Source organism: Leptospira saintgironsiae (assembly GCF_002811765.1).
Classification (GTDB): Bacteria; Spirochaetota; Leptospiria; order Leptospirales; family Leptospiraceae; genus Leptospira_B; species Leptospira_B saintgironsiae.
This window is the reverse complement of the sequence record NZ_NPDR01000002.1, coordinates 60235-76002: the sequence shown is the minus strand read 5'-3', so window position 1 is coordinate 76002 and position 15768 is coordinate 60235. Positions and strand designations below refer to the sequence as shown.

Annotated in this window: 14 protein-coding genes; 4 read left to right on the top strand and 10 right to left on the bottom strand. The window is 40.0% G+C overall.

The annotated features are described in order from the left end of the window. Positions 1-2 precede the first annotated feature (2 nt). The gene (locus CH362_RS05370) at positions 3-641 is read left to right on the top strand and encodes a TetR/AcrR family transcriptional regulator (protein ID WP_100709359.1); all 639 of its coding nucleotides are present in this window, start codon (positions 3-5) and stop codon (positions 639-641) included. Here CH362_RS05370 and CH362_RS05365 read toward each other — a convergent pair. The 3 genes from CH362_RS05365 to CH362_RS05355 are packed head-to-tail and all read right to left on the bottom strand — an operon-like array spanning position 638 to position 4399. Continuing rightward, the gene (locus CH362_RS05365) at positions 638-2377 is read right to left on the bottom strand and encodes an alkyl sulfatase dimerization domain-containing protein (protein WP_100709358.1); all 1740 of its coding nucleotides are present in this window, start codon (positions 2375-2377) and stop codon (positions 638-640) included. The genes CH362_RS05370 and CH362_RS05365 overlap by 4 nt on opposite strands. A gap of 24 nt (positions 2378-2401) precedes the next feature. Further along, entirely contained in the window at positions 2402-2995 is a 594-nt protein-coding gene (locus tag CH362_RS05360; protein ID WP_100709357.1) for a hypothetical protein, read from the bottom strand. Positions 2996-3016: 21 nt separating this feature from the next. After that, positions 3017-4399, bottom strand: coding sequence for an OmpP1/FadL family transporter (locus CH362_RS05355; RefSeq protein WP_100709355.1), 1383 nt, complete (start codon positions 4397-4399; stop codon positions 3017-3019). A 318-nt stretch (positions 4400-4717) separates the two neighbouring features. On the opposite strand from CH362_RS05355, the gene CH362_RS05350 reads away from it, so the two are divergent. From CH362_RS05350 to CH362_RS05340, 3 genes are read left to right on the top strand one after another with little or no spacing between them, the layout of a single operon-like run. Beyond that, positions 4718-6940 carry a DUF3604 domain-containing protein gene (locus CH362_RS05350; protein WP_100709353.1) on the top strand — a complete coding sequence of 741 codons (2223 nt, stop codon included), beginning with the start codon at positions 4718-4720 and terminating at the stop codon, positions 6938-6940. A 1-nt stretch (position 6941) separates the two neighbouring features. Next, on the top strand, positions 6942-7781 hold the full coding sequence (locus tag CH362_RS05345) for a peptidyl-prolyl cis-trans isomerase (protein WP_100709352.1): 840 nt from the start codon (positions 6942-6944) through the stop codon (positions 7779-7781). 6 nt (positions 7782-7787) lie between these two features. Beyond that, positions 7788-9014 (top strand): HupE/UreJ family protein, encoded by a 1227-nt coding sequence (locus CH362_RS05340; protein ID WP_100709350.1) that lies wholly within the window; start codon positions 7788-7790, stop codon positions 9012-9014. A gap of 67 nt (positions 9015-9081) precedes the next feature. Here CH362_RS05340 and CH362_RS19360 read toward each other — a convergent pair whose 3' ends face one another. The 7 genes from CH362_RS19360 to CH362_RS05305 form a co-directional block, all read right to left on the bottom strand. Beyond that, complete coding sequence (locus CH362_RS19360; protein WP_244280486.1) at positions 9082-9423, bottom strand: hypothetical protein; 342 nt, start codon at positions 9421-9423, stop codon at positions 9082-9084. A 238-nt stretch (positions 9424-9661) separates the two neighbouring features. Beyond that, positions 9662-11524 (bottom strand): esterase/lipase family protein, encoded by a 1863-nt coding sequence (locus CH362_RS05330; protein WP_100709348.1) that lies wholly within the window; start codon positions 11522-11524, stop codon positions 9662-9664. Positions 11525-11556: 32 nt separating this feature from the next. Continuing rightward, on the bottom strand, positions 11557-11748 hold the full coding sequence (locus CH362_RS05325) for a hypothetical protein (RefSeq protein ID WP_008592353.1): 192 nt from the start codon (positions 11746-11748) through the stop codon (positions 11557-11559). Beyond that, on the bottom strand, positions 11735-12529 hold the full coding sequence (locus CH362_RS05320) for a pentapeptide repeat-containing protein (protein ID WP_100709347.1): 795 nt from the start codon (positions 12527-12529) through the stop codon (positions 11735-11737). The genes CH362_RS05325 and CH362_RS05320 overlap by 14 nt, the downstream gene beginning before the upstream one ends. Before the next feature lie 214 nt (positions 12530-12743). Next, positions 12744-12944, bottom strand: coding sequence for a 50S ribosomal protein L31 (gene rpmE / locus CH362_RS05315; RefSeq protein ID WP_008592280.1), 201 nt, complete (start codon positions 12942-12944; stop codon positions 12744-12746). A gap of 24 nt (positions 12945-12968) precedes the next feature. Beyond that, on the bottom strand, positions 12969-14393 hold the full coding sequence (gene rho / locus CH362_RS05310) for a transcription termination factor Rho (RefSeq protein ID WP_100709345.1): 1425 nt from the start codon (positions 14391-14393) through the stop codon (positions 12969-12971). Between the two features lie 208 nt (positions 14394-14601). Further along, positions 14602-15723 carry a helix-turn-helix domain-containing protein gene (locus tag CH362_RS05305; protein WP_100709344.1) on the bottom strand — a complete coding sequence of 374 codons (1122 nt, stop codon included), beginning with the start codon at positions 15721-15723 and terminating at the stop codon, positions 14602-14604. Between the last annotated feature and the right edge of the window lie 45 nt (positions 15724-15768).

The following is a 15768-nucleotide window of genomic DNA, read 5'->3' as shown; positions in this document are numbered from 1 at the left end:
GAGTGGATAAAAAAAGAGCCCGAAAGCCGGAAGAAAAAGAAATCCGCAAGCAGTCCATTGTGGCTGCCTTGCGGGAACTTCTGGTAAAACAAAAACATCCTCTTCCCAGCACCCAGGAGATTGCAGAAGCCGCAGGAGTCACCAAGGGTGTGATCTATTTCTATTTCAAAACTAGAGAAGAAATTTTTCTCACACTGCATCTACAAGAAACTGAATACTTCTTTAAGGATATGGCAGTATTACTACAAGGACCTGAATATTCTTTAGCCAAGTTAAAAGAAAAGATCATTCGTCAGTTTTCCGAAAATGAAATTTTTATGTTCGTGGGGCTTATCATTCCGGGAATTTTAGAAAGTAATGTAGACCAAGACTTTTTGTATGAATTCAAAAAGAATACTTCTGACGGAATGGACGAATTAGCAAGGATCTGGCTTTCCAGAGAAACTGGGCTCACGATCGCGAATGCCAGAAAATTTATATTACGTTTTTATTTTTTAGGTCTGATGCTTTGGCAGCATCATAACCCTCCCAAAGAAGTGAAAGAAGCATTTTTAAACAAAAATCTTTGGCTTTTAGAAGGAGAATTGGATCAAACTCTTTCCGAATCATTTGATTGGCTTTGGAAAGGAATGAACTCTTAAGGCTTTTCAAAAAGAAGTTTTGGTTCCAAAGGAGAAAAGTTTTTCAGGAATTTAACAAATTGGATCAGATTTCCCTTTTTATAACTGAATTCAGGCAAAACAGTTAAAGGGGTTTTAGTTTTAGAAAGTAATTTCTTCCATTCCAATGAATCCAATTGAACCTGAATATCCAGATCCTTATCCATTCTTTGTTTCAGTTCCGCTACACCTCTACGGATATGGATTGTATATTCTTCTCCGGTATCAGTAAACTGAAGCCCTACTTTTTGATCCAGATCAGCGCTTGCTTTCGGATCTAAATTAGCCACGAAAGAAGATAATATTACATAAACTGAATATTTTTTCAAAAGTTCTGCACTAGGCTTGATTGGAAGTCTGGCCACGAATTTTTCCCTTACTTCCAAGGCTTCTGTCAGATAATAATGCCTGGCATTCGCATTTTCTTCTTTTTCTCCCAAACGGTCCAAAGAGGAGATCCGTATCTCTATAGCCTCCTTATTTTTAGGATCCAATCTTAAGATATGTCCTGTCAATTGAAGAGCCTCTTGGTATTTACCTTTGGCATAGTATTCTTTAGAGAATTTTAATAAAGAATCTGCACCTCCTGCCAGATTTGCTATCAGTTCGGCAGATTTTTCCTTAGTCAATGGATGAAGATCCGCCGGATCTCCGCTAAACCATCCTAAATTCCCGTTAAAGGAAGATCTTACAGACCAGGAAACTTTTCCGTAAATTTCCTGGAGGTAAGGAGACTTTGCCAAATGAGAAGGCAATTTTACATATTCTACCAAATCTTCCGGATTAAGCCCGCCATTCATCCCTCTCAAGGATTGGTCATGAACAAATTGGATCGCATCCCTGTAATCGGTAACCGTTTCATAGATTATTTTTACTCCTGCTAAGGGACGACCATGACTCGGCACTAAAAATTCAGGTCCTATCTCTCGAATAATATCTAAGGATCTATACCAATTTTTTAAATTACGAAACCATGTTCCCCTTATCGTATATAGGTTTGGAAACGCTTTGTAAAAATTATCTCCGGTAAGTATCGTCTTCTTTCCCGGGACCAAAACATAGATCTGATCATCTGTCTCTCCGGGAGCATGGATCAATTCCAGAGAAACTCCCGCCACGTTGATCGAAAGTCTATCCTTGAAAGTTTTTGTAGGAGGAATATAGTCTGCCCTACTTTCCTCCGTGTATCCCAGAAAAGGACCAATCCCCGCATTGATCAGTTCTTCCGCTTTCAGAAAATTTCCGAACATTCTTGCACTTCTTTGGCTGATGATCGGAGCAGTTTCGCTGGCCAAACGTTCCACATTAGATCTTAAACTTTCATGGGCATAGATCTCTGGATTAGAATCCTTAGCGAAAGCACCCGAACCAAAAATATGATCCGGATGACTATGTGTATACACGATCGCTTTCACAGGAAGAGAGGAAATTTTTCTAAATTCGGAGAAGACCTCTTCGCCCGCTTTTCGATCATCCATGGTATCCACTATGATCAGTCCATCTTTACCAATTATCAGAATGGAGTTAGCAATCCCATATCCTACAGCAGAATAGATCCCAGGAGTTACTTCATAAATTTTCTTTTCGAATTCCTTATTGAACTCGCTCAATTTAGGATCGGAAATTTTAGCCTCCGTTTTAAGAACGGGACCAGTACAATGAAAGCCTGTAATAAAAAGTAAGAAGAATAAAATAGATCTAATAATATTACGGCTCATATCCAATTTGCCCTTTCTATAAGTTTAAAATACGAACGAATACGTTAGACTAAATCTTTGCGCTAAGGAGGAAGAAGAAACTGCGCCTTGGTATGGAGCGGAAACATAATCTTTGTCCACGTCAAAACGAAGTCCCTGTCCAATTTCTCCCTTTTCCCATTTGATCCCGTAAAAGTTCGCGAAACCTAATTGTACTACATACTTTAAGACCAATAAGCCTAATTTTACCTGAGATTTATAGGCAGCATTTTCATATTCCAAATGTTGGATCTCTTTCTGGCCCTGCAAAGTTACAAGAGTAACAGGATCTGCGTTTTCTCTAAAACCTAAAAGGTACACATCCAAAACATCTTTGCTTTGTTCGTATTTTTCCTTTCTATGTTCCAAGACCTGATGCCCTTGTATTTCCAAACCTACAAAAATAGCAAATGTGCTTAACGCAAAAATTCCCTTCTTTGTTTCTCCCGCATGAAGAAGTCCCCATCCCGGAATCACAGCACTTCTCCAAATAATATCCCAGCGAGATCTTCCCGAAGATGGGACTTGTTCATCTTCGGGAGCGGCAAATACATTCGAAAAAGAAAAAAAGAATAGTAGAAGTATTAGAAACTTTTTCATTCGATCAAGATCCGCCTTAACTTAATCAAAAGAACGGGTCGCACCGAAATTGATCCCAATAGAATTGATCGCTTGTGTGCTATAGGAATATCCTGCAAAATTCTTTTCGTTAGGCCCGTTGATCGCGTGAGTAAGAGCCCAGTCGGTTCCTCTTCCACCATCCACTTTTTTTCCTGGAAGAAAATAGCTAAGTCCGAAATCGAAACTCCAAGGTCCGGTCGCGTAGCTGAAACCTGCGGCAACTACTTGATTGAAAGTTAATACGATCCCTTGTGCTCCATTCAGGCCGTTAGGAGAAACGATCGGAGAATTATAACTGTATCCTAAACGATAGGTCCATTCAGGAGAAATTTTATGTTCTAATCCGATCAAAGCTGCCCATTGGTCCCTGTAGTTCAAATGCCCAGTAACGTTTGCAGTTTTTCCTTGAGGGCTTGGATACCAAGAGTCTCCCAAATGTTGATGAACATTTTTCAAATAGGATCCATAGTTTGAATAAACAAAATCTATCCCTACTTTGAAATTTTCAGGTCCGATAGCGAAACCTATACTGTGTTTTTCCGGGAGATTAAATTGATAGGAAACCGGCGTCGATCTATAATAATTCGGATTGCCCTGATTCACTGTATAAGTTCCGTCGAACGGAAAACTTGTCTTAGCCTGGTACGAATAGCCGAATCTAAACCAATCCGTAAACGTATAATTAAATCCTAATATTCCTCCAAATGCGAGGGCATTTTTTCTACTTTCATAGGAAACCCCTTGTCCAGGTATCTCGAAAGAACCCGAGGCATCATAATATTTTATAGAGCGGGACTGCCTTGCATAATTGAGCTCCAAACTCGCACCTAAAGAAAGATTTCCGATCTTCCAAGAAAGACCATTGACCGCTTTTATAAACACACCTTGGTTTTCAGAAGTTTCTTTGATCCTTCTTCCATTACCCAAAGCTCCGGGTAGATTCAAACCTGACCATTGATTCACAGACTGACCGTCTGGAGTATTCCTATCAATTTTTTCCGCAGCTCCGTTCACTCCCCCGTAAACATAAGCAGCAAATCCGTAATCGATCGTTTCGGTCACAGGAAGTTTTAATGCAAGATAAGGAGCGGGACCTCCGGTACTTCTAGTTTTGGAATTTTCATAATTTGAGTTCGGATCATTATCTAAAAAACGATCTTGGAATTTGACCGTAGCAAAAGTAGCACCTAACCCGAATTCCACCTTCTTTCCCTTGGTTAAGGAAAGATTGGCCGGATTCAAAGCCACGTCTATGGGAGAACCACCAAGACCGGTATTCACTCCGGCAAGACCTTCGTATCTTGCATTGATCGCATTCCTACTATTGCTTGCGATGGCGCTTAACGATACTGGAGCAGCTAACACAGCCGGCGCGATCATCATTAGAATGGCATTCTTTCGGACTCTGACGAATATATTCTTCACAGACACTCCTTTATTAAACGAATTGGATTTTTGAGGAACTCACTCACTTGAGTGATGAATTCTCTCTGAATATAAATTCGTTATATTGAAATTTTTTCCATAAAAATGAATTAATAGAAAATATAGCAATATAAAAATTCTATATACGAAAGTATTTATTATTATATTGAAATATAATTGATTAATCGAACTTTTTCTAAAATTTTGAAATTCCGTACAATCCAGTGGGATTTTATCCAGAAAAAGATCCCACGATACGGAATATAGGAGAGATGGATGAGTAAAAAATTTATTGTCTCGGTAGCCTTTGTAGTAATTTCCTTTTTTTTAATATTCTATACCTTGCAAGCGGAGAAGTTCGTAAATCCTTTCGGCAAAAATCCAGATCCTAAAAAACAGACATCAATAGAAAAGAAGAATGGATCTTCTTTATATGATAAACAGATACTCTTCGGAGATCTACATGTCCATACCACATTCTCTCCCGATGCATTTGCTATCAGCTTACCCATGTTAAATGGAGAAGGAGCACATCCTCCTAAAGACGCATGCGATTTCGCAAGATATTGTTCTTCTTTAGATTTCTGGTCCCTAACGGATCACGCAGAAGGAATGACACCAAAACAATGGCAGGAAGAAAAAGATCTCATCCGTCAATGTAATGCAAGCGCAGGAGATCCGAATAATCCGGAATTAGTTTCTTTTTTAGGTTGGGAATGGACCCAGATAGGCAATACAGTCGAGAACCATTACGGCCATAGGAATGTGATATTTAAGGACACAGAAGAAGAGAAGGTTCCTACACGTCCGATAGGAGCTGCTGGAGCAAACGCGGAAGCTCTTGCAGGCCCTGGATTTATACAAAGAACTCTTTTAAAGATCATCTCTCCCGGCGGAAATAGACAGGCTTATTATGATTTTTCAGATTTTATCACGGAACGTTTATCAATACCTCGTTGTCCTAAAGGTGTAAATGTAAAGGATCTTCCTAAAGATTGTACTGAATGGGCTGCCACTCCTTCCGAACTTTTTGAAAAATTAAAACAATGGACTATTCCTTCTTTAGTTATTCCTCATGGAACCACTTGGGGATTTTATACGCCTCCTGGTATCACTTTCGATAAACAATTAAAAGGTAATGAATATGACGGACGCTTACAAAGACTTATAGAGATCTATTCAGGACATGGAAACTCAGAAGAATATCGTCCTTGGCAAGAAGTAAGTTTTGATGAAGAAGGGAACGCCATCTGCAACGATCCTATCCAAGGTTTTGAACCATCTTGTTGGAGAGCGGGAGAGATCATCAGAGAAAGATGCCTCAAAGAAAAGGAAACTTCGGAAGAATGTGAGAAAAGAGCTATAGTTGCCAGATCTCATCATGCAAAAGCAGGAGTGTCAGGATTTTTAACTGTGCCGGGAGCAACTCCTGACGATTGGGGGAACTCGGGTCAATGCCCTGATTGCTTTTTGCCCGCGTTCAATTATAGACCTGGAAATTCCGTACAATATTCATTGGCGATCACCAATTTCGACGATCCGAATCAGCCCAAAAATTTCCGTTTTGGATTTATAGGTTCCAGCGATACACATACTGCAAGAGCGGGTAACGGATATAAGGAATATTGGAGAAAAGGTCTAACAGAATCAGCTGGACCAGAAAAACCAAATCCTTTCGGACTTATGGAACCTGCAAGAAATCGCAAAAAACCTAAGTCTTCCTCTGTTGCTTTTAAAGCAGCCGGTCTAGCTGGATTCGATTTGGTAGATGCGGAAAGACAAGCATCCTTCTTTCTTACCGCGGGACTAGTAGCAGTACATTCCAAAGAAAGAAATAGAGATTCCATCTGGGACTCCTTAGAAAGAAGAGAAGTATATGCAACTTCAGGAGATAGGATCCTGCTTTGGTTCCACTTGCTCAATCATGGAGAAGGCAAAGACAAGTCTCCGATACCTATGGGTTCTGAAGTGGAATTCTCAAAAAATCCTGTCTTTAAAGTCCGTGCTTTGGGCGCATTCAAACAAAAACCCGGCTGCCCTGATTCCAGTATTTCCGGGATCGGAACGGATCGTTTACAAAAACTTTGTAAAGGAGAATGTTATCATCCTTCTTCAGAAAGAAAGAAGATTACAAGAATAGAAGTGATACGCATCCTTCCTCAGTCATTTCCAGGTGAAAAATTGCAAAAACTGATCCAGGATCCTTGGAAAACATTCGTGTGTAAATCCGGAACTTCTGCTTGCGAAGTGGAATTTCAAGATCCTGAATATTCTCCCTTAGGAAGGGATGCACTTTATTACGTAAGAGCGATAGAAGAACCTTCTCCAGCAATCAACGGTGGACAATTAAGATGCGAATACGACAACCAAGGCAGATGTATTAAGGTGAAACCTTGTTATGGAGATTATCGGACCGATCCTAAAGACGATTGTTTGGCAAATGTTGAAGAAAGAGCTTGGTCTTCTCCTATTTATCTGATTAGACCTTCCAAAAAATAGAATGTATATATTCAAAAAGGATAATATTTCTCCCGGTCTCGTGCTGGGATCGGGAGCCATTTTTGGATTCGTTTTAGCGGTTTTCGGTCTACTATTTCCTGAGAAAGGAGTCTTATCCATGGACTCCGCGGCAGAAGTAAATGGAACTTCTATAGGAAGAGAAGAATACATCCGTGCCTTAGCAGGTTACGCATCCGATAGCAAAAATCCGATCACAGAGGAGATCAAGTTCCAAGTCTTGGAACGTTTGATCGAAGAGGAATTATTAGTACAAAGAGGATTAGAGCTTGGTCTTGCCGACCAAGACCGCTTGATCCGGGCAGGGATCGTCAGATCAGTGATCCAATCGGTAATTTCAGAAACTTCTTCCAAGGAACCGAACGATCTAGAATTAAGGATTTATTATATTTCCAACAAAGAAAAATTTTCCGGAACTCAAAGATATCTAGTTTCCGCATTCGAAACTTTCGACGAAAGATCAGCATGGAAAGCTTCAGAAGAATGGAAAGAAAAAGGGAAACCTAACCAAGCGGTTTTTATTGATTTGCCGGCTTCGCCTTTACCGATCCGCAAATTATTGGATTATTTAGGACCAGAAATTGCTCGAGTAATTGTCGATTTAAAACCGGGAGAAATTTCTTCCCCTATCCAATCCGGAAACAAATATCTGATCGTAAAATTGATCTCTTCTGAACCGGGAGTTTCCCTCCCCTTCCAACAGATCAGAGAAGAAATAAAGGCATACTATCTACAAGAAAAAGGAGATAAAGTCCTTCGAGATTATTTGGAATTCTTAAAAAGAAGAGCGAAGATAGAAAGATTCCCTGCGGAAGAGAGATAAGATAAATTGAAAAACTTTCTTTTACTTTCTCTTTTTTTCAGTCTGGTTTCGGAACTTCATCCTCATAATAAAAGTGAATCGTTTTCCGTTTGGAATCTTCACAAAAATATATTGAGCGGGATCATAACGATTCCTTCTAGAGAAACGACTAGGATCCCTTTTTCTCCTAATGAAAGTGGAGATCCAGGACAACATATTTCTTCTTACATAAAAACACATATCCTAGTAAGATCAAAAAAGAAGGATTGTGAATTAGTTTCCGGTCCAAAAATTCTAAGATCCGATCCTTCTTTTTTAAAATTAGAGTTATCCTACGACTGTAAGGATGTTTCTCCGGAATTCCTAGTATATACATGTTTATTCGAATTCGCTTCCTCTCATTTGCATTATGCTAGATTATATTTCGAGAACGGAAACTTATCAGAAAATTTATTTCAATCCAAAAGAACGGAATGGAATTTAAAAGATGGATCAGAACTTTCAGACCAACCAAGCTCTGATTTTTTTCAATTTGTGATCGCTGGCATGGAACATATCGGTTCAGGATTCGATCATATTGCTTTTTTACTCGCGATATTATTAGCAGCAAGGAATAGAAAAGATATTCTTGTATGTATTACCGGATTCACCCTAGGTCATAGTTTCACTCTATCCTTGGCGGTTTTAGGAAAAGTTTCTCCGGAAAGTTCCGGCATAGAAGCTTTTATCGGACTCACTATACTGATCGTGGCAGGAGAATATGTTTCTTCCAAAGACGAAAAGATTCGTAATCGAATTTCCGTCTCTTTAGGTCTTTTGCCTTTTCTAATCGGGTTATTGTCTTGGAGTTTAGGCCTTAGAGAAAATCACGTATTTTTAGCCTATCTGGGAATGTCTATCTTTGCTGGTTCTTATTTAGCTTTAAACTCCTATATATCTCCATATAAAGGAAAAGGAATATATCTGGGGATTAGCACATTGGCATTCGGCATGATTCATGGTTTCGGATTTGCAGGATTTCTATTGGAAACTGGATTAAATAGAGAGCATTTATTTGCTCCTTTATTTGGATTCAATCTCGGAGTAGAATTAGGACAACTTGTTTTAGTTGGGATCGTTTTAGTTATCGGAGGACTTGCTAAGCGACTCTATTTTTTTAAAAACGATTCCAAAAGAATAGAGCGGTTCTATCTATCCATTCTCTTTTTACTCTCTACGTTAGGAACCTATTGGTTCGTCCAAAGAAGTTTCTAAAAAAGAAAGATCGGCGGCGTGCTGACCAAGGAAATTGTATCACGCCACCGATCCAAGTTGTTGCTTTCTATTTCGCGCAAAGCTCCAGAGGAGGCTTTTCTCCGCTCGCAAATGCAATTGCACAAGCCTCTGCTTTTTTAGCAGGCTCTAACTTATCCCATTCGGCTTTAGCTTCTTCTACGTTTGAAGAAGTAGGAAACCAAGATGGAGGGTTATTTGCCATGGCCTGCCCAGTCGCAACGACTATAAACCAAAGTTTAATAAAGTTATCCATAGCTTTCTGATCCACCTCTTCCTGAGTATCGAACGGATTTAGATTTTCGAGATCCGAACAAGAAGTACTAACAAAGCTAACACTTAACACCAGCAATACAGACACAAAAATTCTTAACATAGAAAAATCTCTCATATATTTTTTCGAATGAAAAACAGACCCACATTCGAAGTAAACTTATTTGCAGATCTTTTCTAAAAATATTTATATCCCAAATTAAATATAAAAAATTCATTATATACCATTTTAAACACAAAGGGGCGGAACGAAAAATTAACTAAAATTAGAAATACATTACGCAAACATAATGTATCATTAGAGATAAAATATTGAATAAATGAATCAGAACAAGCGCGTATCTGAGAAAAAGAAATTACTTTTTAGAAATTCCGGAATGCTCCCAGAGAATTCTTTTGATCTCCAGGATAGTGGGCATATGATCTTGGACAGAATGGTCCGAATCTATTAGAAGTTCGGATTGTGCTCCGTCTATATGAGAACTATCATAAGAAACTACAGAATCATTGATCCATTCAAGGTCTCTAAACTTAGAATTCCCTATGATAGAATGAAAAGGAACCTCAGGTTTAAACTCTCCAGTCACTTTCATGAACAAGCTACTTGGAGAAAGTCCATCTACTCCATAAGTTTCAGGAAGAATAGATTCTTCTTCTGAGCCTGAGGTTAGAAATTTGTAAGCCTTCCCTATATTAGTTACAGCACCCTTTGGAAGGACGAATAAGATCCTTGCGATAGAAGCTAAAAATCCTTCTGCAAGATTGGAACCTCTATGTGGCGTGGCAATAAACACCACCCTTTTTACAAACGGCAAAGGTTTAAAATCAAATACTCTTTTTACTTCTTCCTTGGATTCAGAGTTAAGTGATTCGAATTTTTCAGGAGAAACATTTGCCACTTTCATCCAATCTTCTTTTTTACTTCTGGTCACCATCAGTTTAGAAAGTAACCCGCCCATACTATGGCCAACGATCATCATCTTGTCGAAGGAAGAATCTTCTACTTTCGGATCATATGTTTTTCGGAGGTCTCTGAGTGTGTCTCTAAAATCAGCAGCAGATATAGTAATTGGATTTCCTGTTGGATACCAATACACCCAGAACTGGTAGTTGTCCTTGATCTTAGGATCTGCCAAGAGTTCGTTGATCATCGGAAACCAAATAAAAGGAGAAGAAGCAAGCCCATGCACAAACACCACTGGGATTTTTCCTTTTTTATAGGGATATACCAGATAGAGTCCTTTTCTTTCTAAGCCTACTTCTCCATCAAACTTCGCAAAAAACCCATCCCTATTTTCTGCTCCAGATAACATATATGCCAGCGGAGTAGTTGTATCACTTTCCATTGGAAGATCTAATCCGGAGAATTGGACTCTATCTCTATGAACAGGATCGTATAGATGAATAACTGCTTTTAAAGTTAAATTACGATTTTCTAAATAAGATTCTTCCAGAGTTAAAAGTGCGGTTCCTGGATATGCCTGGCCTACTCCTGCTACGAATTCATATTTTCTTCTTTCTTCTGGTTCTTTTTCAGGATGTTTTCGGATTAAGATAAGAGGAGTTCCAATACCAAATTTACTGATTTGGTTAGAGAACCCTGCATTTTTATAATCGTAAGCGACTTCTACCTCTAAGAAGTTTTTTGGAGTCCAAGCTGTCTCTACTTCTGCCCTGGTCATAGAGAGTGCGCCTCTGATGAGAGGGAGATTTAAATCTGTTAGATTGGCGAGTTTTCTATTTTTTTTGGCAAATCTAACTAATTGTGCAAGAGATCTATTATATGTTTCTAATGCGAATCTAAACTCCATAGAGAATGGATCCGCTGCAGGAATAGCCTTTTTATCAAATAAATATGTATAAGAATATACTAAGGAAGAAGCAAACATCCTTGCAAACATTGGATCTTCCAGATCCAATTCAGATCCCACATGATAACATAACTCAGATAGATAATAGGCAAGCTCTCTCGTTTTTAATGCAACAAGCCTATTGTCTAGATCGTAAATGACTACTCTAGGAATCTCTTGGTATTTTTCGTATAGATCGTTACTTTTTAAAAATCTGGTGGTGATCAGACTTAAATCTTCGGAAGAAATTGCATTTGCCCGAACGCTACGAATCTGTTCGTATTTAGAATAGGAATTTGTGGAATAAGTTGCTGTACCACATTGTATTAAGAAAGCAAAACTTAGAATGAAAAGCTTTCGTAGCAGCATTTGTTTTCACGCAGAGGCGCAGAGCCAAAGAGTTATTCTATTGGAGCCAGATCCGCAAGAGTAAGATCTTCGATCGTATGTGGATAACCTTCTCTATCGTTATAAAGAACGGAAACTTTATCTCCGTTAATTTCTTGGATCTCTACTTGAGCGCCGGTGAGAACGATCACTCCTTTTAAAAGAAAACTTCTTTTGGTCAGTTTGGCTTTATCACCCGGCTTCATGTTTCTCCATATAGATATCTTTTCCTTCCTTCTTCATGGAAGAGAAAATATGTATTTGTTTTTGGTCCACTCTGGTTCCAATATCATAGACTGCGTCTGTAAAATCAGCGCCTTCTATTTTAGCTCCTGCGAGTTTTGCCCAGCGTAAGTCTGCACCTTTTAGGTTAGCACCAGTTAGGTCTGCTCCATTCAAGAAGGCACCACGCAGGCGTGCTTCTTCAAAATTGGCACCTGCAAAATTACAATTAGTTAAGAATGCGTTATTTAAATTTGCTCCAGAGAAATCGACTCCATGTAGATCTTCTTTTTCTAATATGATAGAAGATAGATCCTCTCCTTTTAGGGTTCCGTTTTGGGAGAGTATTTCTTTTGCTTTTGCAGCGGTGATCCTTCTTTCTTTCGGAACTCCAGCTCCAGTTTCATAATCATGGATTGCTTGTTGTAGTGCTGCTACTGCTGACTCTGGATAATTTTTACGACGTTCAGGAAACTCGAATTGTTTTTCGACGTCGTCAGTGGTCACATTTTTGAGCTCGTCTATGGTTTTTCCCTTAGCGATCTCTGTGGCCATTGCAAGTGCAACAATACCGAATCCACAACCAGTGGTAGTATAACTTGCGTCTGTTACTTTTCTCTTCTCGTCTATTTTGAGATAGATACGATAACCGTCTCCACAACCTACGTTTCTATAGTTGGAAACAACGGTTGCGTCTTCCATTTCTCTATAGTTCAACCTTTGGTCGTTAATCTCTTTGTATCTGTTAAAATCCATTACTGACATGATAATTGCCTTTCTTAGGTTAGACTTGGTTGATGAAGTAGGAAAGCACTTTTAAGTAGGGAGATTTCTTTTTTGAGATGCGTCAGCGATGTGGAGGGTGCGAAGCAGTCCGAGATGTATCGAGGACCGAAACGCAAGTGTAGCCCGGAGCAGCGCGACCTTCGCGAAGCCGAAAGGCTTTGCAAAGGGGACGCCCCGAGCCTGAAAACCTCGATTAGGAGATTTTGTATTTTTTCTTGAACTTGTCTACTCGACCAGTTGTATCCAGAATTTTGGATTTTCCGGTGAAGTATGGGTGACAGTTGGAGCAAATTTCTACGTGGATGTCTCCGACCGTAGTGCGAGTCTCGTAAACCGCCCCACAAGCACAGCGAATTTTGGCGTCAGCGTATTTAGGATGGATGTCTGTTTTCATGTTGTCCCCTTTTCCAAAATCTTATTAGGCGTTCATACTGCCCAAGAAGCTCTCGTTAGTCTTAGACTGTCTCATCTTCTCGAGTAATAATTCCATGCTTTCTGTGATGCTCATGGGAGAAAGCACTTTTCGGAGCACAAAGACCTTCTGGAGGGTTTCCTTAGGTAATAGAAGCTCTTCCTTTCTGGTTCCTGACTTATTGATATCGATAGCCGGGAAAATCCTCTTGTCGGAGAGTTTCCGATCCAGGTGGATTTCCATATTACCAGTACCTTTGAACTCCTCGAAGATCACCTCGTCCATTTTAGATCCGGTGTCCACAAGTGCTGTTGCGATGATCGTGAGAGATCCACCCTCTTCGATATTTCTGGCAGCTCCAAAGAATCTTTTCGGCTTGTGAAGTGCGTTTGAGTCCACACCACCGGAGAGTATTTTTCCGGATGTAGGGATAACCTGGTTGTATGCGCGGGCAAGACGAGTGATTGAGTCGAGTAGAATGACCACATCTCTTCCGTGTTCCACGAGGCGTTTTGCCTTTTCGATCACCATCTCCGCGACTTGTACGTGGCGGGTAGCTGGTTCGTCGAATGTGGAACTTACTACTTCTCCCCTTACGTTACGGGCCATGTCTGTTACTTCTTCCGGACGCTCGTCAATGAGTAGTACGATTAGTGTAACTTCTGGGTGGTTGCTCGTGATCGCGTTTGCCACGTTTTGCATCAGGATTGTTTTACCTGTTCGAGGTGGCGCAACGATAAGTGCTCTTTGTCCTTTTCCGATCGGGCACATCAGATCTACGATCCGAGTATCCAATTGAGAAGGATCATGTTCCATCCTCAATCTTTCGTTTGGATAAAGTGGAGTTAAGTTGTCGAATAACGCACGTTTGCTTGCTACATCTGGTGTGTATCCGTTTACGGTTTCCACACGGAGCATCGCAAAGAATCTTTCGGATTCTTTCGGAGGACGGATCTGTCCTTCGACTGTGTCTCCTGTTCTTAGTCCAAATAATTTGATCTGAGAAGGAGATACATAAATATCGTCCGGACCTGGAACATAGTTATAATCCGGAGATCTTAAGAAACCATATCCATCAGGTAATCTTTCCATTACCCCTGCAGCATGGACCTGGCCTTCTCTTTCTGCTTGGGCTTGTAGGATGGCGAATATTAAGTTTTGCTTTTTTAGTCCGCCAGTGTTCTCTACGCCAAGGTTCTTAGCGACTTCGATCAATTCTGCGATAGATGTTTTTTTCAGTGCTACTAGATCTATAGGAGCAGGTGTAGGCCCCTCGTAAGAGCCACGACGTCTTTTACGAGAACGAATCTCCGCTGTTTCCGGATCATCTTCCGGTAAATTCGGTTCTTCTTCGTTATTGTCGTTTTGTGCGTCGTTATTGTTGTTTTGATAGTTGTTTCGGGGCTTGGAGTCTCGTCTTGGGTTAGCCATGGAATACCGTTATTGGATTTGGAAGGAAGACCTTCCTGTATTCATTTTTTATTCGATTAAGAGCGGGTTTTGAAGGATCCGGGTAGTCGGTTCTTTTTTTAAGCGACCGGGGAATCCCTTATTTTTTCAAACGAGCGTCTGCTCGGAAGAGAGGAAAGGGTCGGCTCTTAAGTGGACTATTTCCAGATTACAAACTCTGTCAAGGCTTTTATTTTTGCTTTGTCCTTTTTTTAGACGTAGATTTTTTCTTTGAGCTTACCAGCTTTTTTTTAGAAGCCGGTTTTGGTTTGGTTTCCGCAACCGCAGGTTTGTTTGTTTGTGGAACTGTCTTTTTGGTAGGACTCTGTTTGCCTGTTTTCTTTCTAGGGATCGGCTGGTCCTTATTCAATTTAAACTTACTGGTTAAATCCAAAAACTTAATTCTATTTTGTAGAGTGGTTCTTGGCACTCCCAGATCCAAGGCCGCATGGGAAACATTCTCTTGGTTTCTTTTGAGTGTATGATAAATATAACTGCCTTCCACTTCTTTCAACATTGTTTCAAGTGGAAGTTTTTGGTTGAATGCTTCGGTTACCGAAGGGAATTCCATCCCTTCCCCATCTTGGCTATTTAGTTTTGCAGAGGCCGGGGAGAAATGATACAGGTAACCGAGTGGCTTTCCTTTTTGTTTTAGGATAGATACTCTTACGATACAATCCAGGTCCGGAATAAATGTCTGAACAGAAAGTCTACCTTCTTCTAATCGTAGCTCATGAGTTTTGAGGTAATTTCCAAGTAGGTCCTTGGACATTTCTTTTAGTAATTTTTCTGCCTGAAGAATGCTGTCTCTAAACCATTTTTTGACCAATATGTCTTTTTCGAATGTCTCGTTATAGAATACTGTATGCCCATCCAGATCTGTTGCGATCAATCCATCTGGAAAGTTTTGGAGAAGCACTTCCATAAACCATTGGCTCTGTTTTGCTTTTTCTTCTTCCGTTTTTTGTGGAGAAACTTTTGGTTTTTCTGTCTCCTTAGCCATCCAAGAAGATCTGCTAAGCTCTGATAGAAATCTAGGTTTATCCCAATCTTCTAATTTTTCTCCAAAGGGACCTAATACTGGAATGGTTCTTTGTTTTTGGAAAAATGCTAGAACGGTTTCTGGAATTTCTCGGATCAAGAAATCTTCAGGAATCCTTTCGAATTCCCTTTCTGCAGCGCTTAGGTCTGCAAGTTCCATTAGAACTCTTTCTTTAGGGAGTAATCCTAGTAAGCCTGTTCCTTCTTCCCATACTGGTAAATGACTGGCAGGACTATAGAGAAAAAATTTATATAGAACTTCGATTCTCATTGGGAGAAGGAGGATAATTTCCCCCAGAATGACTTCTTTTGAAGC